The 22069-nt window shown below is 69.8% G+C and carries 16 protein-coding genes; 6 read left to right on the top strand and 10 right to left on the bottom strand.

Annotated elements, in window-relative coordinates; all coding sequences use genetic code 11:
* From KBI44_13100 to KBI44_13080, 5 genes are all read right to left on the bottom strand, one after another.
* Window positions 1-361 (bottom strand): ATP-binding cassette domain-containing protein (locus tag KBI44_13100; GenBank protein MBP9145417.1); only part of this gene is annotated, 361 nt, incomplete at its 3' end.
* 12 nt (window positions 362-373) lie between these two features.
* Window positions 374-1501, bottom strand: coding sequence for an ABC transporter permease (locus KBI44_13095; protein MBP9145416.1), 1128 nt, complete (start codon window positions 1499-1501; stop codon window positions 374-376).
* A gap of 3 nt (window positions 1502-1504) precedes the next feature.
* Window positions 1505-2173, bottom strand: coding sequence for a TetR/AcrR family transcriptional regulator (locus tag KBI44_13090; protein MBP9145415.1), 669 nt, complete (start codon window positions 2171-2173; stop codon window positions 1505-1507).
* A gap of 82 nt (window positions 2174-2255) precedes the next feature.
* Window positions 2256-5036: a serine/threonine protein kinase gene (locus KBI44_13085; protein ID MBP9145414.1), complete on the bottom strand. Its 2781-nt coding sequence runs from the start codon at window positions 5034-5036 to the stop codon at window positions 2256-2258.
* A complete protein-coding gene (locus KBI44_13080) occupies window positions 5033-5602 on the bottom strand; it encodes a sigma-70 family RNA polymerase sigma factor (GenBank protein ID MBP9145413.1) in 570 nt (189 codons plus the stop codon). Before KBI44_13080 ends, KBI44_13085 begins: the two co-directional genes overlap by 4 nt.
* Window positions 5603-5693: 91 nt before the next feature.
* On the opposite strand from KBI44_13080, the gene KBI44_13075 reads away from it, so the two are divergent.
* Together KBI44_13075 and KBI44_13070 are read left to right on the top strand one after the other, a co-directional pair.
* On the top strand, window positions 5694-7343 hold the full coding sequence (locus KBI44_13075; GenBank protein MBP9145412.1) for an FG-GAP repeat protein: 1650 nt from the start codon (window positions 5694-5696) through the stop codon (window positions 7341-7343).
* A 28-nt stretch (window positions 7344-7371) separates the two neighbouring features.
* The gene (locus KBI44_13070) at window positions 7372-8208 is read left to right on the top strand and encodes a methyltransferase domain-containing protein (GenBank protein MBP9145411.1); all 837 of its coding nucleotides are present in this window, start codon (window positions 7372-7374) and stop codon (window positions 8206-8208) included.
* A 19-nt stretch (window positions 8209-8227) separates the two neighbouring features.
* Here the strand turns inward: KBI44_13070 and KBI44_13065 are convergent, their stop codons facing one another.
* Together KBI44_13065 and KBI44_13060 are read right to left on the bottom strand one after the other, a co-directional pair.
* The gene (locus KBI44_13065; protein MBP9145410.1) at window positions 8228-11032 is read right to left on the bottom strand and encodes a hypothetical protein; all 2805 of its coding nucleotides are present in this window, start codon (window positions 11030-11032) and stop codon (window positions 8228-8230) included.
* Window positions 11029-13860: a hypothetical protein gene (locus KBI44_13060; GenBank protein MBP9145409.1), complete on the bottom strand. Its 2832-nt coding sequence runs from the start codon at window positions 13858-13860 to the stop codon at window positions 11029-11031. Before KBI44_13060 ends, KBI44_13065 begins: the two co-directional genes overlap by 4 nt.
* A gap of 156 nt (window positions 13861-14016) precedes the next feature.
* Here KBI44_13060 and KBI44_13055 point away from each other — a divergent pair, with 156 nt between their 5' ends.
* Window positions 14017-14709, top strand: a complete 693-nt coding sequence (locus KBI44_13055; protein ID MBP9145408.1) for a hypothetical protein — start codon at window positions 14017-14019, stop codon at window positions 14707-14709.
* A 1-nt stretch (window position 14710) separates the two neighbouring features.
* Here the strand turns inward: KBI44_13055 and KBI44_13050 are convergent, their stop codons facing one another.
* Window positions 14711-15394 (bottom strand): M15 family metallopeptidase, encoded by a 684-nt coding sequence (locus tag KBI44_13050; GenBank protein ID MBP9145407.1) that lies wholly within the window; start codon window positions 15392-15394, stop codon window positions 14711-14713.
* Window positions 15391-16026 (bottom strand): UbiX family flavin prenyltransferase, encoded by a 636-nt coding sequence (locus tag KBI44_13045; GenBank protein ID MBP9145406.1) that lies wholly within the window; start codon window positions 16024-16026, stop codon window positions 15391-15393. The genes KBI44_13050 and KBI44_13045 overlap by 4 nt, the downstream gene beginning before the upstream one ends.
* 3 nt (window positions 16027-16029) lie before the next feature.
* Between KBI44_13045 and KBI44_13040 the strand changes: the two genes are divergently transcribed.
* Genes KBI44_13040 through KBI44_13030 form a run of 3 tightly spaced genes read left to right on the top strand, consistent with a single transcriptional unit; the run spans window position 16030 to window position 20023 of the window.
* Window positions 16030-17946 (top strand): glycosyltransferase family 39 protein, encoded by a 1917-nt coding sequence (locus KBI44_13040; GenBank protein MBP9145405.1) that lies wholly within the window; start codon window positions 16030-16032, stop codon window positions 17944-17946.
* Entirely contained in the window at window positions 17943-18707 is a 765-nt protein-coding gene (locus KBI44_13035; protein MBP9145404.1) for a glycosyltransferase family 2 protein, read from the top strand. Before KBI44_13040 ends, KBI44_13035 begins: the two co-directional genes overlap by 4 nt.
* A 50-nt stretch (window positions 18708-18757) precedes the next feature.
* Entirely contained in the window at window positions 18758-20023 is a 1266-nt protein-coding gene (locus tag KBI44_13030) for a hypothetical protein (protein MBP9145403.1), read from the top strand.
* A gap of 65 nt (window positions 20024-20088) precedes the next feature.
* Here the strand turns inward: KBI44_13030 and KBI44_13025 are convergent, their stop codons facing one another.
* On the bottom strand, window positions 20089-22065 hold the full coding sequence (locus KBI44_13025; GenBank protein ID MBP9145402.1) for an oligopeptide transporter, OPT family: 1977 nt from the start codon (window positions 22063-22065) through the stop codon (window positions 20089-20091).
* Between the last annotated feature and the right edge of the window lie 4 nt (window positions 22066-22069).

The raw sequence follows: 22069 nt of genomic DNA, 5'->3' as shown, positions 1-22069 counted from the left end.
GCTGGAAGATGAAGCCGATCGAGCGCTTGCGGATCGCCGGCAGCCGGTCGGGACGCCGCGGATCGATCGCCTCGCCGTCGACCACCACCCGACCGGAGGTCGGGGTCAGGATGCAGCCGAGAATCGAAAGAAAGGTCGTCTTGCCCGAGCCCGACGGCCCCTCGAGCGCGACGATCTCGCCGGCGGCCAGGGCGAGGTCGACGCCGTTCAGCACCGAAACCTCCTCACGGCCTTCGCGGAAGATCTTCGTCACCGCGGTCGCCTCGAGGACGGGGCGGGCGGCGCCGGGGTTCATCGGCGGGTGGGTCGGGTGGACGGTCGGCATGGCGCCGGACCTGTCGCTGGGCATCGCGTTGGGCATGGGTGGCTCCGTTCAGCCGCGGAAGACGAGGGCAGGGTCGATCTTCGCGACCTTGCGGAAAGAGACCAGGGCGGCGACGAGGCAGAGCACCAGCGTGCCGGCGAAGACGATGGCGGCGAAGTCGTGCGGGATGATCAGCTTGAGGCGGATCCCGGCCATCGCCGGGGCGAGCAACGCCGCCATGAGCCGGCCCGCCAGGAAGCCGATCACGGCGGCGATCGCCGCCTGGGCGCCGAGGATGCGGTAGATGTCGGCGTTCGAGCCGCCGATCGCCTTGACGGTGCCGAACTCCTTGATGTGCTCCATGGTCGAGGTGTAGAGCGTCTGGGTCACGACCACGACGCCGACCAGACAGCCCAGGAAGACCGTCAGGTACATGTTGAGTCCGATACCGGTCGAGGCGACCCAGTAGCTGCGCGAGCGCTTCGCCCACGCCGCCCTGGTGTAGACGTCGTTGTGCGGCATCCGGCGGCGGAGCTCGGCGGCGACGGCGCTGGCGTCGGCATCCGGCGCGAGCTTCACCAGGATGTAGGTCGTACGCCCGTCCATGCGCCCGCCGGAGAGCTCCTGCACGAGGTCGTAGGTGAGGAAGGCGATCGGCGAAGTGGTGAACGACACCGCCTCGCGGCTGCGGCCGATGATCTTCACCCGCCGGCCCATGACTTCGCGATAGTCGCCGACCGCGAACTTCCCGAAGCGCCGCTCGGCCGAGGCGTCGAGGAACATGTAGGCGCCGCGGCGCAGGTCGCGGACGTCGCCGGATTCGATGTTCCAAGGCATCCCCCAGCGCGAGAAGTCCTCGAGCCCATAGACCAGCATGCCCTCCTCGGCGCCATTGGGCAGCGAGAGGTTCAGGAACTGGACGAGCAGGTTGTCGGCGCGCTCGACGCCGGGCACCGAGCGCACGCGCTGCACGAGCCCCTGCGGGAAACCGTGTGCGAAGTCGACGTTCGGGGTGTTGCGCGAGGTCACCCAGAGGTCGGCCTGGATGTGATCGATGGTGACCGAGGCGTTGTCGAGGATCCCCAGGAAAAGACCCACCTGGACGAAGACGAGGGTCACGGCGAAGGCGACGCCGGCGATCGTCATCGCCGAGCGCAGCTTGTCGTGCAGTAGGTTCTTGAGCGCGAGATTGGGCACGGCTCAGGCCTTGGCGCTCGGGCGCTGCCGCTTCGCGGCCGGTGCCTCGGCGCGCAGGATGCCGCGGATCGAGACGTCGATGACCGCCTCGATCGAGCGCTTCTGCGGCCGCCAGTCGACCCACGGTTCGTTGCACTTGGTCATCCGCAGAGAGACCCAGCCGTGGATCGCCGACCAGACGACCTGGGCGACGAGCTGGGCGTCGTCGAGCTCTGGCCGGAGAAGCCCCTGCTCGATCGCCTCGCCCGCCGTCCAGAGCACGAAGGCGTAGGCATCCTGGTCGCGGTTGCCGACCTCGATGACGCTCTCCTCCGGGGTGTGCGGCGGATGCGGCGTCATGAACATGAGCCGGTAGTGATTCGGGTGACGCAGCGCGAAGTCGGCGTAGGCGAGCCCCGCGGCACGCAGGCGCGCGATCGGATCGGCGACCTCGGCGATCTTGCGGAAGCGGCTCGCGAGCTTGAGGAAGTCGGTGTCGCAGATCGCGTTGATGACCGCTTCCTTGTCGCGGAAGTGGAGGTAGATCGCGGTCGGCGAATACTCGATCGCCTGCGCGATCTTCCGCATCGTCACCGCCTCGTAGCCCTCGGCGACGAAGAGCTCCCGCGCCGCGTCGAGGATCTTCCCCCGCACCTCTTCCTTCTCCCGCACCCGCCGTTCCTTGAGTCCCATGAACAGATCTCCGAAACTTAACAGCGTTAAGTCTAGTGACGCAGTTCCGCAAGTGTCAAGGGCTCGAAGTGCCCGGGGGTGCTTACGGCAGGGAACGCTCGGCTCCAGCGCGTCGCGCCTGCTCCGCGAGGGCGAGGAGGCCGAGCGCACGCGCCTCGCGCTCGATGCCGTCCACGACTCCAGGACGTGGTCGCACCGCGGCGAGCTCGAGCCGCAGCTCGAGCTCGGCGACCCGGTTGCGGGAGACTGCCGCAAGAGCGACCGCAGCGTCGAGATCTGTCGCAGCCTCTACCGGTCGACGCTCGCTCGCTGCGAGGGCGGCGCGCGCCGCCAGGAAAGAGAGCCGGCGACCCACACTCGACGAGGTCGCCCAGGAGTTGCCCAGGTGGGCCAGGCGGCGCGCGCCCTCCGCCGACCGACCCGCCGCGAGGTCGAGCCGGATCTGCAGGAGGGCGCCGAAGAAGCCCGGCAGCGTCGCCTCGGGATGCTCGAGGGGGCGCAGGGCCTCCGCCAGAATTCGCTCCGCCTCGACGAGGTCGCCAGCGTGCCATTCGCACTCCACCCAGGCGAGATCGGAAGCGGCAGCGAGGTCGAGGTCGCCGTTGGCGAGCAGCAGCCGTCGGGCCTCGGCGAATCCAGCCCTCGCGGCGGCGAGGTCGGCCGTGAGAGCGGCGCTGCGGGCGCGCAGCGTGCTGGCGAAGCCGAGCGGGCGGCGGTTCAGGGTCGTGCTCGAGATCGCCTCGAGCTCTGCCGCGAGGGCGTCCACCTCGGACAGGCGGCCGCCCGCCAGGGCGGCCAGCGCGCGCTCGTGCAGTGCCGCACCCAGGCTGGGCTCCGCGCCTGCCGTCCGCAAGAGTGCAATCGCGCGGTCCAACGCCGCAGCAGCTTCCTCTGCGCGCCCGAGGTCGCGGAGCGCGATGGCGAGCTGGAGGCGCGCCTGGCCCTCACGCACTGGATTCGGCTCGCGCCGCCGCGCCTCCGCGATCTCCGCGAGCTTGGCCTCGGCCAGGTCGGGGCGTCCACGCAGCAGGTCGAGCTGCGCGAAGTTCGAGCGCGTCACCAGGGCTCGGCTTCCGGCGCGCCCAGCGGCGGCGAGTGCTTCCTCGAAGGCCTGCTGGCTCGCCGCGAGGTCGCCACGTCGGAGATCCTCGAGCGCTACCGCGTTCCACGCCCGCACCAGGGTCTTGTGATCGCCGGCCCTTTCGAGCTCGCCACAGGCCGCCTCGAGCTCGCTCCGCGCTGCAGTGCGCTCGCCGAGGCGGAGCAGCGTCGTGCCGCGGGCGAGGCGCAGACCTCCGACGAGATCGCTGCGCTGCTCACGCACCGCAGTCTCGAGGCCGCGGGTGAACAGGACGAGCGCGCGTTGATGCTCGCCGAGCGCCACCGCGCTGGCCGCTTCCGCGTAGTCGGCAAGCGGGTCGAGCTCCCGCCCAGGGATCTGGCGGATGCGCTGAATGGCGAATCGCGCCTCTTCGAATCGCCGTTGCTCGACGAGAACCATGGCTACCACGGCGCCAGCGGCCGTGTCGCTCGGCGCCTCCGACCATCGTCGCTGCGCGTCCTCCAGGGTGGGGAGCCGCGTGGCGTCCAGAGGAAACGACCGAGCCCGGAGAGCTGTCCGGACCGCTCCATCGGCCTGCACACGAAGGAGCGAGGACAGTCCGAACAGGAGGGCCGCGAGCAGCAGGGCGGCGGTGAGCACTGCAGCGGTCCGATGCCTCGCCAGGAGCTCGCGAGTCGGGCTGCGCCCTGACCGCAGCCGCGCCATGACCGGCGAGCCCTCGAGATACCGCCGAAGATCCGCTGCGAGCTCGGCGGCGCCGGGATATCGCGCAGCAGGGTCGGCACGCAGCGCGAACAGGCAGATGGCGTCGAGATCGCGCGAGATGGGGCGTCGGCGCAACCGCCTGGCGGGCGATCGACGCGCCGTCGTGGAGCCCTCCTGCGCCGAGCTGGAAGCCCGCCGGACCAGAGCGCTCGGCGGCTCAGGAGCGGTGCCGGAGCGCGCGGAAGTGGTGCTCGGGCGTGCGCCCGTGAGCAGCTCGTAGAGCATCACGGCCAGCGAGTAGCTGTCGGAAGCGGTGGTCACGGCGCCGCCTTCGAGCTGCTCCGGACTGGCGTAGGCGGGAGTGAGCGGGCGGCCTGCTTGCCGAGTCGTGGTGAGGCCCGCCCCCTCCTCGGGATCCAGCAGTTTCGAGATGCCGAAGTCGAGCAGCCGGGGAGAACCGTCACGGCCGACCAGCACGTTGCCCGGTTTGAGATCCCGATGCACGACCCCGCGTTCGTGCGCGAAGGCGACCGCGTCAACGACCGCGAGGAACAGGCGGACGCGGGCCGGGATGTCCAGCTTGAGTTGACGCGCGTGGCTGAGCAGATCGACGCCCTCGACGTATTCGAGGGCCAGGAACCAGATCCCCTCCGGGCTTCGCCCGCCGTCGAGGAAGCGCGCGATGCCGGGATGGTCGAGAGCGGCGAGGATCCGAACCTCGTCGCGGAAACGGCGCACCGCCTCGTCGTCCTCCGCGTGGCGGTCGATGAGCTTGAGGGCGACGGTGCGCCTGAAATCGGGCGTTTCCTGTTCGGCGAGGAAGACCCGTCCCATGCCGCCCCGGCCGATCTCGCGGAGGATGCGATACGGCCCGACGCGCGTGGGCACTGTGGCCGGATCGCGCGACGGGGCGCCGAGAGCCGGCAGGCGGTCGATGGGTGAGGCCTCGGATTCCGGCCGTGCGAGCAGCCTCGCGAGCGCGGCGGCGAGCGCCGGCTCCGCCGCGCGGAGACGGCCGAGCAGCTCCTCCCGCGCGACGTCGTCGAGTTCGACCGCCTCGAGGTAAAGGTCGCGGAGGCGGGGATCTCCGGTCACGCGGGAGCGGCGAGTGCGTCGCGCAGCCAAGCGCGAGCGAACCGCCAGTCACGCTCCGCCGTGCGCAGGGAGATGTCGAGCGCCGTCGCGACCTCCGCGAGCTCGAGGCCCGAGAAGTAGCGCATCTCGACCACCCGCGCGGGGCGCGGAAACTCCTCGGCGAAGCGTGTCAGGGCGCGGTCGAGATCGAGCAGGTCGACATCGCCGTCGGCGCCCGCGGTGATAGTGATCGGCCGCAGCTGCTCGGCGTCGCGCTTCCTGGCGCTCCGGCGCCGCGCATGGTCGACCAGGACACGCCGCATCGTGACTGCGGCGAGACCGAAGAAGTGGGCGCGATCGCGCCAGGGGAGCTCGCGTTGGCCGAGGATCCGGAGATAGGCCTCGTGCACGAGCGCCGTCGGCTGCAGGGTGTGGTCGGAGCGCTCGCCGCGCAGCTGGCCGAGGGCGATCCGCTTGAGCGTCGCGTAGACCTTCTCGAGGAGCAGCGCCGAGGCGTGCTCGTCGCCTTCGCGCCAGCCCTGGAGCAGCTCGGTGACCCCCTCCGGATCGGCGGCTCGCCGCGCCATGGCGCGCAGTCTATGCCGAGCCGGGCCCTGCCCGCGCCACGCTCCCTGGCGGCCGATGGCGGGTGGAGAGGGCGATCGGCGCGTAATGGACATGAGAAACGAAAACTCGCATTCACGTCCGAAGTCGACCCTGTTTCCACTCCTCGTGGTCCTCACCTCGACCCTGGTCCTCGCCGCTCCAGGCCGGGCCCGGCCGATTCCCTGGGTGGGCGTCTCGCCCGCTCGCGCGCAGCTCCTGACGGAAGAGATCCAGGGGCTGCACGGTCCGTTCGCGCTCGACTATTTCGGCGGAGCCCTCGCCAGCGGCGACTTCAACGCCGACGGCGCGGACGATCTCGCGACCGGAATCCCCGGCAACGACTGCGGCGACGGCCTCGCCCTCGACAACTGTGGCGCGGTCCAGGTCCGCATGGGACTGCCGGGGCTCGGATTGACCTCGGCCGTCTTCGTCCTGTCGCCGGAGAACTCGGGCACGCCCGCGCCGGCCGAGGCGAACGATCGCGCCGGCTATGCGCTCGCGGCCGGCGATTTCAACGGCGACGGCCATGCCGACCTTGCGGTCGGCGAGCCCGGCAACGGCTCTCCAGGCGAGACCGGAAGCGTGTCGGCCTACTATGGCTATCCGAACGGCATCGAGCTGGTCGCCGATCACGTCCTCGCGCCGGGCGCGGCAGGCCTTCCCGCGCCGGGGCCAGGAAACACCTCCGGCTTCGGCAATGCCCTCGCCGTGGGGAATTTCAACTGCGACCTCTTCGACGACCTCGCGGTCGGCTTTCCAGGGGACGCGCACGCCGGGCCGGCGGGCACCCGAGCGCACGCGGGCTCGGTGCTGGTCGCGAACGGCGGCAACGGCGGCTTGATGCCGTTCGACGGCTACCGGATCAAGGAGGGCGAAGAGGGGCTTCCGGACGAGGCGGAGATCGGGGACCGCTTCGGCGCCGCGGTCGCCGCCGGCGACTTCAACGGCGACGGCTGCGACGACCTGGCGATCGGCGCGCCCAACGAGGACGACTGCGGCGCAGTGCTGGTGCTCTTCGGCAGCCCGAACGGACTGATCTTCGCCAACAACCACTGGCTGGGGGAGGCGGGCCACGGCGGCAACTGTGAAAGCGGCGACCACTTTGCCGCGACCCTCGCGGCCGGCGACCTGAACGGCGATCAGTTCGACGACCTCGTCATCGGCGTGCCCGACGAGGACGGCAACGACGGTGAGGTCGACATGGGCATGCTGGGCCTCGTCTACGGCGCCCCGGGCTCCCCGCTGGGCGGCGGAGGCGGTCTCAACCTCGCTGCCTGGCAGTGGTGGTGGGAGTCTCTGTTGGGTGGCATCAGTCACACCCTGGATCGCTTCGCTGGCGCGCTCACGACCGGCGACTTCGATGCCGACGGCTACGACGATCTCGTCGTCGGGACGCCGGGCAACGACTCCTTCACCGAGGACGACGGCGCCGTGCACGTGCTCGCCGGCAATCCCGGGCTCATCGACACGCGCTATCGCCGATTCGTGCCGCGCAGCGGGGGGGTTCCCGGGCCCCTCGACGCGCAGTCCGCCTTCGGCTTCGGGGCGAACTTCGGCGTCGGCGACTTCGACGGCAACGGCCAGTCCGATCTCGTGCTCGGCGAGTGGAGCCGCGACACCGTCGCGGCGGACGACGGCGCCGCGCTCGTCCTCTACAGCCACCTCTTTCTCGACGGTTTCGAATCGGGCAACCGAGACGGCTGGTCTTCCTCCGTGAACTGACGCTTCCTCCGTTCATCGAATCGGCCACATGAGGTATCGAACCATGAAGACAGAATCCGCCATCGATTTCCCCGCCATCAAGTCACGTCAACAGGGCGTATGGTCGACGGGCAACTACGCCGTCGTGGGCACCACGCTGCAGCTCGTCGGGGAGCAGCTCTGCGAGACGCTCGATCTGCGCGCTGGAGAGCGCGTCCTCGACGTCGCCGCCGGCAACGGTAACGCCACTCTCGCCGCGGCGCGGCGCAACTGCGACGTCACCTCCACCGACTACGTTCCGGCACTGCTCGAGAGCGGCCGCCGGCGCGCCGAGGCCGAGGGACAGACGATCCGCTTCGAGGAGGCCGACGCCGAGAACCTCCCTTTCGGCGACGGATTGTTCGACGTGGTGCTTTCGACCTTCGGCGTGATGTTCACGCCGGACCAGGACCGCGCTGCCGCTGAGCTCGTCCGCGTCTGCCGTCCGGGCGGCCGGATCGGCCTCGCCAATTGGACCCCCGAGAGCTTCATCGGACAGCTCTTCCGGACCATCGGCACCTATCTTCCGCCGCCGGCGGGCGTCCGCTCGCCAGCGCTCTGGGGCACCCGGGCGCGCCTGCAGGAGCTCTTCGGAGAGCACGCCACGGCCATCCGGTCGACGCGCCGCAAGTTCGTCTTCCGCTACCGCTCCCCGCTGCATTGGGTGCACGTCTTCCGCAGCTATTACGGGCCGATGAAGCGCGCTTTCGAGGCGCTCGCGCCGGCGCAGCGGGCGGCGTTCACGGAGGACCTCTTCGCGCTGCTCGAGCGCGGCAACCGCTCGGGGGACGAGACGCTGGTGCTGCCGTCCGAGTACCTCGAAGTCGTGGTCGAGCGACGGGGCTAGCGGTCGCCAGCCGCCCGGCTCACGGCGCGCTCGCCGACCAGCGCTCCGTGCCGCTCGACTCGAAGCCGTCGAGGAAGAGCGGCACGGAGCCATCGTCGGAGATCGCCCAGAGCTCGAAGCCGTGGATCTGGTCGGTGGCGGAGAAGTAGAGACGGTTGCCGGCGCGAGCGAAGCGCTGCGGCGAGGAGGAGAGCGGTCCCGGGGCGACGTCGGAGATCCGCATCGTGCCGGCGGTCGTGCCGTCGCTCTTCCACGCCTCGCGGCCGTAGCTGGGCGACCAGGCGGAGAAGTAGAGGACGCCATCCCGGACGACGAGATCGTCGGGACGCGAAGAGGCACCGCCGGAAGCGATGTCCTTCACCAGGACGGTCCCCTCGAAGGTGCCGTCGGTCGCCCAGAGCTCGATTCCGTGCTCGTCGTCCTCGGCCGAGAAGACGATCCGGCTGCCCACCCGCGTGAGATTGCGCGGCGTCGAGGGATAGTCCCCGGGATAGATATCGCGCATCAGGCCGGTGCCGGGCGCGGTGCCGTCGGTGACCCAGAGCTCGCGTCCGAGCGCTGGAGTGAGTGCCACGAAGACTGCGACATCGTCGAGCGCCACGAGCTGCGGCGCGCGGACGTCCATCATCCCGTCGAGGCCGCCGACGCGCACGAGCGCGCCCGCGCTGCCGGGCACGAGGTCGGCGAGCAACGTGGCATCGCCGGGGAGGCCGTGGCTCACCCAGAGCTCGGAACCGGCGGTGTTGGATTCGGCCACGAACACGATCCGCGAACCGAGGGCGACGATCTCGCTGACGGCGATGACGCTTGCCGGCGGCGTCAGCTCGAGGGGCACGATACTCGCGGCCTGGGTGGCGAAGAGTCCTTCCGCACCGAACAACACCTGATCGCCCCAGGGTGCGAGCCAGGTCGCGTAGGCCGTCGCCGCGATCATCGAGGTTCCGGCGGAGGTGCCGTCGGAACGGAAGAGACCGTCGGTCATTGCGAAGACGAGCCCGGATCCCGAGGGGAGGAAGGGCGGCAGGGTCGATCCGCCATACCCCGCGAGGAGCTCTTCGGGCGTGGCCGCATCCGGCGTCAGCGCCCGCAACGCCTGCTGGTTCTCCTGCGTATCGAAGAAGAGCAGTCGGTCCCCGGCACCCGCGCAGGGCGTGAAACCGTACCCGGAGTCGAATCCGGCGTGTGCGACCTGGGTGCCCGCGAGCGTGCCATCGGTGGTCCAGAGGTCCGGTTCGTAGGTCGTTTCGCGCTGCAGCTCGAAGTACACGCGCCACCCGGCGGCGGCGAAGCAGTTGTGCCCGAGGTTGTACTCGAGGAGCGATCCGCGATCGCGCGCCACCGGCTGGAAGGCCGAAGCCTGGTTGTCGATCGACCGGAGGACCGTCGGCCCGACCGTCGTGCCGTCGGTGCGCGAGAAGCGATAGCCGTCCGCCGACTGCTCTTCGAAGAAGTAGAGTTGATCGGCGATCACCGAGGGCCGGTGCCAGCCGTCCCACATGACAATCGCCATCGGGTCGGGACCGGGACCGAGATCGGAGAGTCGGTAGGTGCCCGGGCCGGTGCCGTCGCTGCGCCAGATCTCCTCGCCGTTCACCGCGTCGTCCGCCGCGAAAACGAGCGCATCGCCGACGATCGCGAAGAACGAGCGATTGAAGACATCCTCGTCGAGCGACGAGGTAGGCCCCGGGACGACATCCGCCACGAGCTGCGCGGTGACGCCGTCGAACACCCAGGGCTCGAGACCGTGGGCCGCGTCCTTGCCGCCGAAGTAGTAGCGCGCGCCATCGGAAGCCCATTGGCCGGGAAGGTGGGCGGGAGCGGAGCCCGGCGGGAGCGGCACCGCGAGGGTCCCCGCAGGGGTGCCGTCGCTGCGGAAGAGGGCCGCCTCGCCGGCCCCGGTACCCGCGGTGAAGACGACCTCAGCTCCGAGGCGGGCGAAGTGCATCGGCTGGGAGCCGATGCCGCCCGGTCGCAGATCGGCGACCAGAGTGGTTCCGCCCGGAGTGCCGTCGGACCGCCAGAGCTCCTCTCCGCCGAGCGGGCCCGCCGCGGAGACCAGCAGGTCCCCGTTCGGAAGCAGGGCGGCGTGGGGATCGCGATCGAAGTACGGATCGAAGCAGCTCAGCGGGGCGAGGAAGTAGGTGCCGCCCGGCGAGCCGTCGGACCGCCACAGGCCGCCCTCTCCACCCGAGCCGCCGTTACAGAGATAGAGAAACCCCGGACCCGGATGGATGGCGCTCAGGTTCGCGAACGAGACGCCCTCGGGAGAGACCCGATAGGTGCCCTTCGCCGTCCCGTCGCTCCGCCAGAGGGCGGTGACGTCATCCGCGCCGCGGGCGGTGAAGAACAGCTGTCCGGACGCTGCCGTCAGGAGTGCGGGGTACGAGGACTCCCAGCCGGGCTGGAGGTCGAGCACCAGCGTGGTGCCGAGCGCCGTGCCGTCGGTGACCCAGAGCTCGAGGCCGTGGACGCCGTCGTTGGCAGCGAAGAAGAGGCGCTCGCCCACCGCAGCCAGCGGACCGCGAAACCAGTTGCGGCTGCCGCAGGAGCCCGGACAGAGGTCGCGCAGCATGTAAGTGCCGAGGGTGGTGCCGTCGCTGCGCCAGAGCTCGCGACCGTTCGCGCCGTCGCTCTGGAAGAAGAACATCAGCCCGTTCGCTTCGACGATCGCGTTGGTCTCGTTCCAGTCGTCGTAGTGGAACGCGACCGCGGGGCCGATGTCCGCCACCTGGTATTCAGGTTGGGCGAAGGTGCCGGAGGTGGCGACGCCGAGTGCGAGGAGCAGGCTCACGCCGATGGCAGTCTGCGCTCGAGGTGCCTTCATGGGATCGCCCCCGACCAGCGGCTGGTCGATTCGTTTTCGAAGCCGTCGAGGAAAAGGGGGATTGTACCGTCGTCGGAGATCGCCCAGAGCTCATAGCCGCGGACCTGGTCGGTCGCCGAGAAGTAGAGGCGGTTCCCGGCGCGGGCGAAGCGCTGCGGCGAGGAGGAGAGCGGCCCCGGGGCGACGTCGGAGATGCGCACCGTGCCGGCGGCCGTGCCGTCGCTCTTCCACGCCTCGCGGCCGTAGCTGGGCGACCAGGCGGAGAAGTAGAGGACGCCATCGCGGACGACGAGGTCGTCGGGCACCGAGGAGGCGAGACCGGGCGCGACATCCTTGAGGAGCGTCGTCCCCGGATAGGTCCCGTCGGTCACCCAGAGCTCGAGCCCGTGCGCCTCGTCCTCGGCCGAGAAGACGATGCGGTTGCCGAGCCGGGTGAACTGCCGCGGCGTCGACGGGTAGTCGCCGGGGTAGATGTCGCGCAGCAGACCCGTCCCGAGCGCCGTCCCGTCGGTGACCCAGAGCTCCTCGCCGGCGGCAGGAGTTGCGCCGGCGAGAACGGCGAACGTGTCGGCTCCGACGAGCTCCGCGTCGTGGTATTCGGCGTAGCGGTCGATCGAAACGCCGCGAAAGAGCGACCCGGGGCCGGGCACGGCATCGACCAGGAGCGCGGTGCCCTCGGCGGTGCCGTCCGACGTCCAGATCTCCCCGCCGTGCGCTTCGTCCCAGACGAGGAAGACCAGGGTCGTCCCCAGCGGGGCGAGCTCGGGCGCGACATAGAGGCTGACGCTGTCGCCATCGAGCAGGAGGCGCGCGCCGGTCGGCTCTTTCGCGTCGGTGATCCAGAGTACCGACTCGGCGATGACGATCTCGCCGAGGAACCGATCGATGCGCGATCCATACCCGACCAGTTCGTTCGCGAGCAGGGTCGTTCCCGCTGGGGTGCCATCGGTCCGGAACAGCGCCAATCCCGATCCGAAGACTTGATGGTCGCCGAGGTCGAAAAAGGGTGGCTGGCTTCGGAGCTCGACCCCCGAGGCGAGGAGCGTCTCGCTCTGGCCCGAGGCCGCGTCGATCGCGAGCAGCTCCGCATCTCCGTTGGGTGGATCAGTTTCCCGGACATAGAGCAGGCGAGAGCCCTGGTGACCGCACGCGCCGTCGCGCGGCGGGAGCGCGGCGAAGATCGGCTCCGGTCCCGAGAGCGCACCGTCGGTGCGGAAGAGGTCGATCACGGGAGGCTCGCTCAGGCGATTCTCGAAGAACAGGTGGGCGCCGGTCCCCTCGAAGCAGTCGCTCCCGCGCTCCGGTTCGAAGAGCGAAAGGCGGTCGGTGCCGCGCGGCTCGAACAGCGGTGTCTGCGCGTTCAGGACATCGACCAGTTGCATGGCGCTGCCGGAGGGATCGAGGCGCCAGAGGCGTTCCCCGGTCGCCGGCTGGCTCTCGAAGAGCAGCGGCCTGCCGCCGAGGGAAGCCTCATGGAGCGGCCAGAAGACCGGCAGACGCAGGCCTTCGGCGCCGGGGGCGATGTCGGAGATGCGCACCGTTCCGGCGGCGGAACCGTCGGTGCGCCAGACCTCCAGACCGAAGGCATCGCCGGCGGCGGTGAAGATCGCCTCAGCGCCGAAGCTTTCGAAGACCGCACGCGCCGAATAGGGGAAGTCGGAAACGATCGACGAGTCGGCTCCGGGCACGAGGTCGACGATTCGCGAAGCGGTGACGCCGTCGTAGACCCAAGGCTCGGTGCCGTGATCGGGATCGGTCGCGGCGAAGAAGTAGCTCCCTCCGGCGACCGTCCATTCTCCCCAGAACGTGAGCGGCTGAGCGTCATCGGCGAGCGGGATCGGCACGGTCCCGGCTTCTGTGCCATCGGTCCGCCAGAGCCCGCTGCCGGAAGATCCGTCGGCCGTGAACAGGAGCTCGCTTCCCAGGAAGACGAGCCCCGAGGGCCAGGAGCCGTTGCCACCAGGAAAGATGTCCTTCACGCGCCAGGTTCCGAGTTGCGTGCCGTCGGAGCGCCAGAGCTCGGGGTCGACCGGCCCGGGCGTGCCCGCCTGGCCCTGAAAATAGAGCACGCCCTCCGGGCTCACGATCATCGTGCCCCGCTTGCCGATCGAGTTCTGCCAGCAACCGACGGGGGCGACGAAGGTGGTTCCGGGCGAGGTTCCGTCACTTCGCCAGAGGCCCGCCTGTCCGCCCCAGACGGCGTTGCACAGATAGAGAAAGCCGGGCCCGGGGTGAATCGAGCTCGGTGCGAAGCTCTCCATCGGCCCTGGCGGCGTGATGGCATAGGTGCCCTTCGCCGTACCGTCGGTCCGCCAGAGTGCGGAATGCTGGCCGTCGCTCTGTGCGACGAAGAAGGCCTGATCCCCGGCGGTCGTCAGATTCTGGATGGCCGAGGATCCGTATCCCGGCTGGAGATCGAGCACCATGCGCGTCCCCAGCGCGGTGCCATCGGTGATCCAGAGCTCGACTCCGTGGACACCGTCGTCGGCAGCGAACAGCAGGTCATCGCCGAGCGCGGCCAAGGAGCTCCAGAATGGGAATCGGGTGCCGCAGGAGCCCGGACAGAGGTCGCGGATCAGATAGGTCCCGAGCGCCGTGCCGTCGCTGCGCCAGAGCTCACGGCCGTGGATGCCGTCGTCTTCGAAGAAATAGAACCTGCCGCCGACGGACAGCTGGTCCGAGAGCGGTCCGTACCAGAGGGAATAGCCGTAGGGCGTCGTCTCGCCCAGATCCGCCACCATGTAGGCCGGTTGGGCGGTGAGAGTGTCGTGGCTCAGCCCACAGGCGAGCGCGATGGGAAGGAGTGCGGAGCGAAACTGGCTGCGCATGAGCGAACGGCCTCCGGGCCCGGATCGGGGTTGAGGCGCCGATTGTACGCCTCTCCGGCAGAAGGCCCCGCGCGGGTGCCGCTGCTGCCGTTGGCTGTTTCACACCCGTCCGGCGACCTCGTGGTCTAGACTCCGCCGAATTCAGGAGAGTCACTCATGGGCCACAGGCAGCTCGCCGCGGCGCTGGTCGCCGCCAGTCTCGTCGTTTCCGCCGCTCCGGCCGCGGCCACCTTCCACAACATGCGCATCGTCCAGGTCTATGCCGGCGACGTGACGCACCCGGAAGCGCAATACGTCGTGCTGCAGATGTGCACCGCCGGGCAGAACCTCCTCGGTGGACACGGGGTCGGCTTCTTCGACTCGGACGGCGCGGCGATCGGTTCGCCGGTGGTCTTCCCGGGCTCGGTCGCCAACGCTGCGAGCCAGGCGCGCGTGCTCGTCGCAACGAGCAGCGCCGAGGCGCTCTTCGGGCTCACCGCCAACCTGCGGATGCCGGCGAGGATTTCTCCGGCCGGGGGCAAGCTCTGCTTCGACGAGAGCCCGGTCGACTGTTTCGGCTGGGGAAATTACAACGTGGCGGATCCGACCACCGGAACGCCCTACGATACTGCCATCGGCCTGCCTCCCGGCAGCGCCGTTCAGCGCGACCTCTCGATCGACGGCGGCACGTCGACGCTGGACTGCACCGTCGACATGGACGACACCGACGACTCCGCCGCCGACTTCGACCCGACGACGCCGAATCCGGGCAACAACGCTGGCGCCACGGGAGTTGTCGACCCCGACCACGTCTTCTTCCACTCCTTCGAAAACGGGACGGGCAGCGGCTGGTCGGTGGAGGTGCCCTGACCTAGTCTGCCGGGCGGATCTCCGCGAAGGCGAGGTTCTGGATCGGGTAGCTCCGCCAGTCACGGTAGTCGAAGTGCCACCACTCGTGCTCGTAGACGGTGAAGCCCTCGGCCTCCATCGCGGCGCGCAAGAGGTCGCGGTGGGCGCGCGCCTCGGGGCTGCCGCCGGTGAAATCGGGATGGGCGCGCTCGCTGAAGTCGTCGTAGGGCGACGGCATCTCGACCTCACGGCCGGTCGCGAGGTCGAAGAGCGTCAGATCGACGGCACAGCCGCGGTTGTGCCGCGAGCCCTGTTTCGGATCGGCCACGAACGCCTTCTTGTCGGCCGGCGTCGCGTCCCAGAAAACCTTGGTCACCGACCAGGGGCGGTAGCCGTCGAAGATCCGCAGGCCGTAGCCCTGCGGCTCGAGTCGCCGGCGGGCGCGCGCGAGCGCCTCGGCGGCCGGGCGCTGCAGGAAGGCGCGGGCTTCGGTATAGACCGGGCGGCCGACGAAGTTGTCGGCGGTGGCGTAGCGGATGTCGAGCGTCAGCGCCGGATCGAGCAGCGTGAGCTCGACGAGCTCGGGAGTGCGGAATTCTCCGTGCTCCTGCGGCGGGCCGCTCGCGCAGGCGAGCGCGACGGCCAGCAGTAGACCCAGGAGCGGCGTCAGGACGCATCCGCCCCGCCAGCGCCCTCTCCCGATCATCCAGGTCCACCCGCTCCGCGCGCGCCACGCTCGCCGCCGTGCCAGCGCAGCTCCTCGTCGCCGCCGGGCAGCCCCAGGTGATCCATCAGGCGCAGGGCGTAGGCGTCGAGAAACTGCTCGGGGGTCTCGCCGCCGAGATAGAACGCCGGGATCGGCGGCGCGACGATGGCGCCCGCCCAGACCATGGTGCGCAGGTTCTCGACGTGCACCAGATTGAGCGGCGTCTCGCGGAAGCCCAGGACCAGCGGCCAGCGCTCCTTGAGCGCCACCGCGCCGGCGCGGTGCAGGAGGGTCGTGGCGGAGCCGGTCGCGAGCGCTCCGAGCGTCCCCGAGCTGCACGGCAGAACGAGCGTCCCCGCCAGCCGGTAGGAGCCCGAGGAGATCGGCGCGTCGAGCTCGTTGTCGCGATGGACGACGACCTTGGCGCGCGCGGACTCGGGAAGTGCCGCCGACTCGACCAGCGCCTCGGCGCCGGTGCGGTCGCGTCCGAGCTCATGGAAGAGCACCTGGCTGGCCCCTTTGGAGACCACGAGATGGAGGCGGGAGACGTCCGTCCGGCGCGTGAGCGCGCCGAGGAGGTGGCGCGGCAGGAGCATTCCCGAGGCGCCGGAGACGAGGAGGGCGATCTTCATGGCGTGCGTCGAGTCTACAGAAAGGGCCGGGCGGGGAACCCGGACGAGTCGTGTGCGGCGGCGGAAACCGGCCAAACGGGCGGCACCCGCCTGACGGTGCATGCGCTATCGTTTTCCCTCGTGGACCCAGCCGACCGCCGGAGTAGGGACCTCTCGCGACGGGAGCGACTCTGCCTCGTCCTCTGGGCGCTCCTCCTCGGTCTGGCGATCGCTTTCCAGCTCGGCAGCCGGGCGCTCTTCGAGCCCGACGAGGGGAGGAACGCCGAGGTGATGCGCGAGATGAGCGTCTCCGGCGACTATTTCGTCCCGCGCTTGAACGACCTGCTCTTCCTCGACAAGCCGTTCCTCTACTACGCCGCCGGCGGGCTGGCGATGAAGGCGCTCGGTGCCACGGAGCTCGCGGCGCGTCTGCCGGCCGTCCTCTGCACGTTGGCGCTCGCCTTCGGCGTCGGCGCCCTGGCGCGGCGCTGGTGGGGCGATCGGGCGGGGGCGCTCGCCGGTCTCGCGGCGGCGGCGACGCCGCTGCCGCTCGTCTACACCCAGATCGTGATCTTCGACGCCATGCTGACGCTCTGGATCTGCGCCGCCGTCGGGGCGTTCTACCTCGCTGTCGAGCGCGATGCGGAAAACGGAGACGGTAGCGCCTTCCGCTATTGGAGCGTCGTCGCCTGGGCGGCCATGGGCCTCGGCGTTCTCACCAAGGGCCCGGTGGCGCTGCTGGTGCCGCTCGCGGCGGTTCTTCCCTGGGCGCTCTGGCGGCGCCGGGCAGGGCGCCTGGTCGAGCGCGGCGCACCGCTGGTGCTCGCCGTCCTGATCGGACCCTGGCTCTGGGTCGTCAGCCGGGCCGATCCCGATTTCCTCCACTACGCCCTGGTCACCGAGACCTGGAGTCGCCTGACCAGCAACGAGCTCAAGCGCGACGCCCCGTCCTGGTACTACCTGCCGGTGGCGCTTCTCGGGGCGCTGCCCTGGTCGGTCGTGCCTCTCGCCGGCGCGCGCCGGGTCGCCGCCGCCTTCCGGGCGCGCGAGTCCCGGATTCGCTTCCTGGCCAGCTGGTTCGTGGTGCCGTTCGTGCTGTTCTCGATCCTGCACTCGAAGCGCATCCACTACATTCTGCCGCTCGTGCCGGCGCTCGTGCTGCTCTCGATCTGGCTCTGGGTCGAGACGCCGAACGGCGCCCGGTTGCCCGGCGTGCGTTTCGCGGCGATGCTGTGGGCCGTGCTCGGAGGCACGGTTCTCGCGCTCGGGCTGGGCGCCGCCCCGAAGCTTCTTTCGCGGGTCGAGGGTGCCGACGGCGCGACGGTCGCCGGGGTGGCGGCGGCGCTGGGGACGATCTGGTTGCTCGCGGGTGTGGCGGCCTTTCTCGCCAGTCGTTCGCCGCTCGCAGCCCTGATCACGCTGGCGTTGCCGCCGCTCGCGCTCCTCCTCGCGACGGCGCCGCTGGTCGAGGCCGTCGGCGAGCGGCGCTCGGCACGCAGCCTCGCGCAATCGATCGACGGTACCTTCGGCGAAGGGATCGAGATCGTCGCCGTCGAGACCTTTCCGGCGTCGCTCCCCTTCTATCTCGAACGGCCGCTGGTCCTGGTGACGGCGGACGGCCTCTGGCTGCGTAGCAACTACATCCTGCGCCGCTATTCGCAGATGGTGGGCGAGGCCGGGCCGATGCGTTCTCCGGCGTGGCTGGAGGGTGCCGTGGGCGACTGCGGAACGCCCCGCGCCTTTCTCGTCCGGCAGAAGAACGAGGCGCTGCGCCGCGAGCTCGTGGCCGCCGGCCGTCCGCAGCGCGATGGCGGGCGTGACGTGGATCTCTTCGGCCCCTGCGCCTCCGGAGAGGCGCTCTCCTCCGGCGCGCCGCCATCGCCGCCATCGCCGCCACCGCCAGCACCGCCGGCCGGGGAAGCCGGTAGAGTCTCCGGGTGAGCGCCCTGCCGAAGTCTGCTGCGCCTGTCTATTCGGTCGTCGTGCCGTTCTACAACGAGGCCGCGAACGCCGCGACCCTCATCGCCGAGATCGAACGCGCCATGGCTACCCTGGGCGAACCTTGGGAGCTGCTGATGGTGAACGACGGTAGCCGCGACGCGACCGGCGAGATCCTGCAGCAGGCGGCCGCCGCGCACGCACACTACCGCCACCTCCGGTTGCCGAAGAACCGCGGCCAGGCTGCGGCCCTGGGCGTCGGCCTGCATCGCGCCCGCGGCCGCTTCGTCGTCACCATGGACGGCGACGGCCAGAACGATCCGGCCGACATTCCGGCCCTCCTGCCGCTCCTCGCTGGCTCCGATGCCGCCGACATGGTGGTCGGGATCCGCGCCGGGCGGCGCGATTCGTGGCTGCGGCGCGCCATGTCGAAGTTCGCCAACGCGATTCGCGGTCGCCTGCTCGACGACCGGATGCAGGACAGCGGCTGCGCCCTCAAGGTCTTCCGGCGCGAGGTCGTGCCCGTTCTGCTGCCGTTGAAAACGCTCTACTCCTTCATGCCGGCGATGGCCAAAGCCGGCGGCTTCCGGCTCGCCGAGGTGCCGGTGAACCACCGCCCGCGCCAGGGAGGAACGTCGAGCTACGGCTTCGTCGCGTTCCTCTGGAAGCCGGCGGTCGATCTCCTCGGCATCTGGTGGTTCCGCAAACGGAGCTTCGCCCTGCGGGGCGTCGAAGTGGAGGAACGCAACCCGCCTGTCCCCTGAGCCGACAGATTCGCGGTAGAGGAGGCAGGACACCTCTGGAGACCGCGACCATGGCTCGATTCGGAACGCCGCAACGCAACGCCCTCCGGCGCACGGTGCCGACATTCCTTCTGGTCGTCGCCATCGCCGCCCCCGCTGCGGCGGCGGTGAAGAAGATGTTCGTGACTTCGGTCGCCGGCTCGACGAACCTCTCGACCTGGCCCCAGGCGCAGGGACTGAGCGGTCTCGCGGCCGGCGATGCGATCTGTCAGACCCTGGCGCACGACGACGCCGGGCTGCCTTCCTGGCAGGACTTCCGCGCCTGGCTGTCGACTTTGTCCGAAGATGCCTACTGCCGGGTCGCCGGGTTCGACGGGCTGAAGGTCGATGACTGCGGGCAGTTGGGGCTTCCCGACGCCGGTCCCTGGCAGCGGATAGACGGCCGGCCGTTCGCGAACAGCCTGTCGGAGTTGACCTCGGACTTGGCGCTTCTCCATCCGCCGGCGGTCGACGAGACCGGGGAACTGCTGCAGGCTTCGTCCCTGCTCACCGGATCGAACGCCACGGGAGCCGCCTACGCCGGCGGCGACTGTTCCGGCTGGACGTCGGGGAGCGCCGGCAACGGTCGCTATGGGCTGACCGCCGCCGGCGGGTTCTGGTGGACCTCCTCCGGCCTCGGCAGTTGCGGCGCCAGCGGGCGGCTGCTTTGTTTCGAGTCCGGGAGCGGCGACGCACTGCCGGCCTGGGAGGGCCCCGGGCTGCTGGCTTTCGTCACCTCTGTCACCGGCCCCGGCGACCTCGGCAGCTGGCCCGAGGCGGGGAGCGCCGTGGGCCTCGCCGCCGGCGACGCCATCTGCCAGAGCCTCGCCACCAGCGCAGGTCTGCCAGCGCCGCAGAGCTTCGTCGCCTGGCTCTCGACGGCCAGCGTCGATGCAGTCGACCGGCTGAGCGCGGATGGGCCGTGGAAACGGCTCGACGGGGTCGAGATCGCGGCGAACCGGGCCGCGCTCCTGACCGCGAGCCCTTCCCTGCAGACTCTGCCGAGCGCACTGGTGGTGGACGAAGGCGGTACCTATCTCGGGCACAACGCCTACACCGGCAGCACCAGTCTCGGCCGCGCGACGCTCGAAGACTGCAACGGCTGGACGAGCGCGAGCGCCGGGATCGATGCGACCTTCGGCTATGTCCAGGATACGCGGGGCTACTGGACGACCTCCTCGCTGCAGTCGTCGTGCTCGAGTCCCTACCGGCTCTATTGCTTCTCGAACCTCGGTGGGATCTTCCGCGACGGCTTCGAGTCCCAGAACACCACCCGCTGGTCGGCGAGCGTCCCCTGAAGCAGCGAAGCCGGCTCACCCCTGGGGGGTGGCCGGCCTCGTCTGCTGCCAAGACGCCAGCGGGATCAGGTGAGCTTCTTCTGCGCGGCGCGCAGGAGAAGGAAGCAGAGACCGGAGAACATCACCAGGCTGATGATGTCGGCGGTCGCGCCGTAGCTCTCCCAGCCGTGGATCCCGACCTTGTCCAGGATGTCCTGGGCGATGCTCCGCTGCGGTCCGGTGCGCCAGCCCTGCAGGCCCGCGATCAGGACGCCGGTGAGCGCGCCGCCCGCCACCAGGCCGGTGGCGTAGAGCATGCCCGAAGAGATCTCCGACTCGTCGTGGCCCTTGCCCGACTTGCGGTCCATCAGGCCGCGCAGCATGCCTCCGATGGCGATCGGCATCGTGGTCGAGAGCGGCAGGTAGAGGCCGACCGCGAACGACAGCGACTTGATGCCGCAGAGCTCGATCACCACCGCGATCGCCATGCCGGCGAAGACCAGACCCCAGGGCAGGTCCTGCGCCAGCAGGCCGCGAATGATCGTCGCCATGAGGTTCGCCTGCGGCGCCGGATAGTCCGAGGAGCCGATGGCGTGGCCCTGGACGATCGGATCGGCAACCTGGGCGTTGTCGATCAGCATGATCGTTCCGCCGACCGCGAAGACCGAAACGATGACACCGATAATCAACCCCCACTGCTGCCACTTCGGGGTGGCGCCGATGAGGAAGCCGGTCTTCAGGTCCTGCGAGGTGTTGCCGGCGTTCGAAGCCGCGATACAGACCATGGCGCCGACGCAGAGCGCGACCGCCTGATAGGCGTCACCGGTCCAGCCGAGGGCGACGAACAGCAGGCAGGTCCCCATGAGGGTCGCGATCGTCATTCCCGAAACCGGGTTGGACGAGGTGCCGATGATGCCGACGATGCGCGACGAGACGGTGACGAAGAAAAAGCCGAAGATCACCACCAGGATGCCCATGAGCAGCTTCGAGCCGAAACCGCTACCGGGCAGCTGCGGCATCAGGGCGATGACGCCGACCAGAATGATCGACCCGAAGATCACCCAGGTGATCGGCAGGTCCTGTTCGGTGCGCGGCACCGGCCCGCCGCTTCCCTTCTTCTCGCGCAGGCTCTTGAAGCTCTCGCGGAAGGCGGCGGCGATCGTCGGCAGCGTCTTGATCAGGGTGATGAGACCGGCGGCGGCGACGGCTCCGGCGCCGATGAAGCGCACGTAGGAGAGGCGGATCTGGTTGAAGTTCATCTCGCCTATCGGGATGGTCCCCGGGGGGAGCGCCGCGGCCATGGCGTCGCCGAGGATCGCGATCAGTGGCACGAGGACCAGCTGCGACAGGATGCCGCCGGCCACCAGGACGCCGGCGATCCTCGGTCCGATGATGTAGCCGACGCCCAGATACTCCGGCGTGATGTCGCAGTTGACGGTCGCCCGAGGGAAGGCGGAGTCCCGGGCGGCCGAGTAGATCGGCGTCGCCTTCCACAAACCGAGGATCTCCATCGACACCTTGTAGAGGGTCGCGATCCCGAGCCCCTTGAAGACCATGTTGGCGAGCGAGCCGCCCTTTTCGCCGGCGATCAGCACGTCGGCGCAGGCCGTCCCCTCCGGGTAGGGGAGCACACCGTGCTCCTTGACGATGAGCGCCCGGCGCAGCGGAATCATGAAGAGCACGCCGAGGATGCCGCCCACCAGCGACAGCGTGAAGATGTTGAAGTAGTTGAAATACGACTCGCCGTTCGAGAGGAAGATCAGCGCCGGAATGGTGAAGGCGACGCCGGCGGCGATCGACTCGCCGGCCGAACCGATGGTCTGGACGATGTTGTTCTCGAGGATCGTCGACTTGCCGATGTACTTGAAGACGCCGATCGCCAGCACGGCGATCGGGATCGAGGCCGAAACGGTCAACCCGGCGGTGAGCGCGAGATAGACCGTCGCCGCGCCGAAGATCAGCCCGAAAACCGACCCCAGGAGGATCGCCTTGAGGGTGAACTCCGGCATGACCGTCGACGCCGGAACATAGGGCTGGAACTTCTTGTCTTGCGCCTCGGCCATGGAT

The sequence above is a fragment of the Thermoanaerobaculia bacterium genome (genome assembly GCA_018057705.1).
GTDB lineage: Bacteria > Acidobacteriota > Thermoanaerobaculia > Multivoradales > JAGPDF01 > JAGPDF01.
The sequence above is the reverse complement of the archived record's forward strand: the minus strand, read 5'-3'. Positions and strand labels throughout refer to the sequence as shown.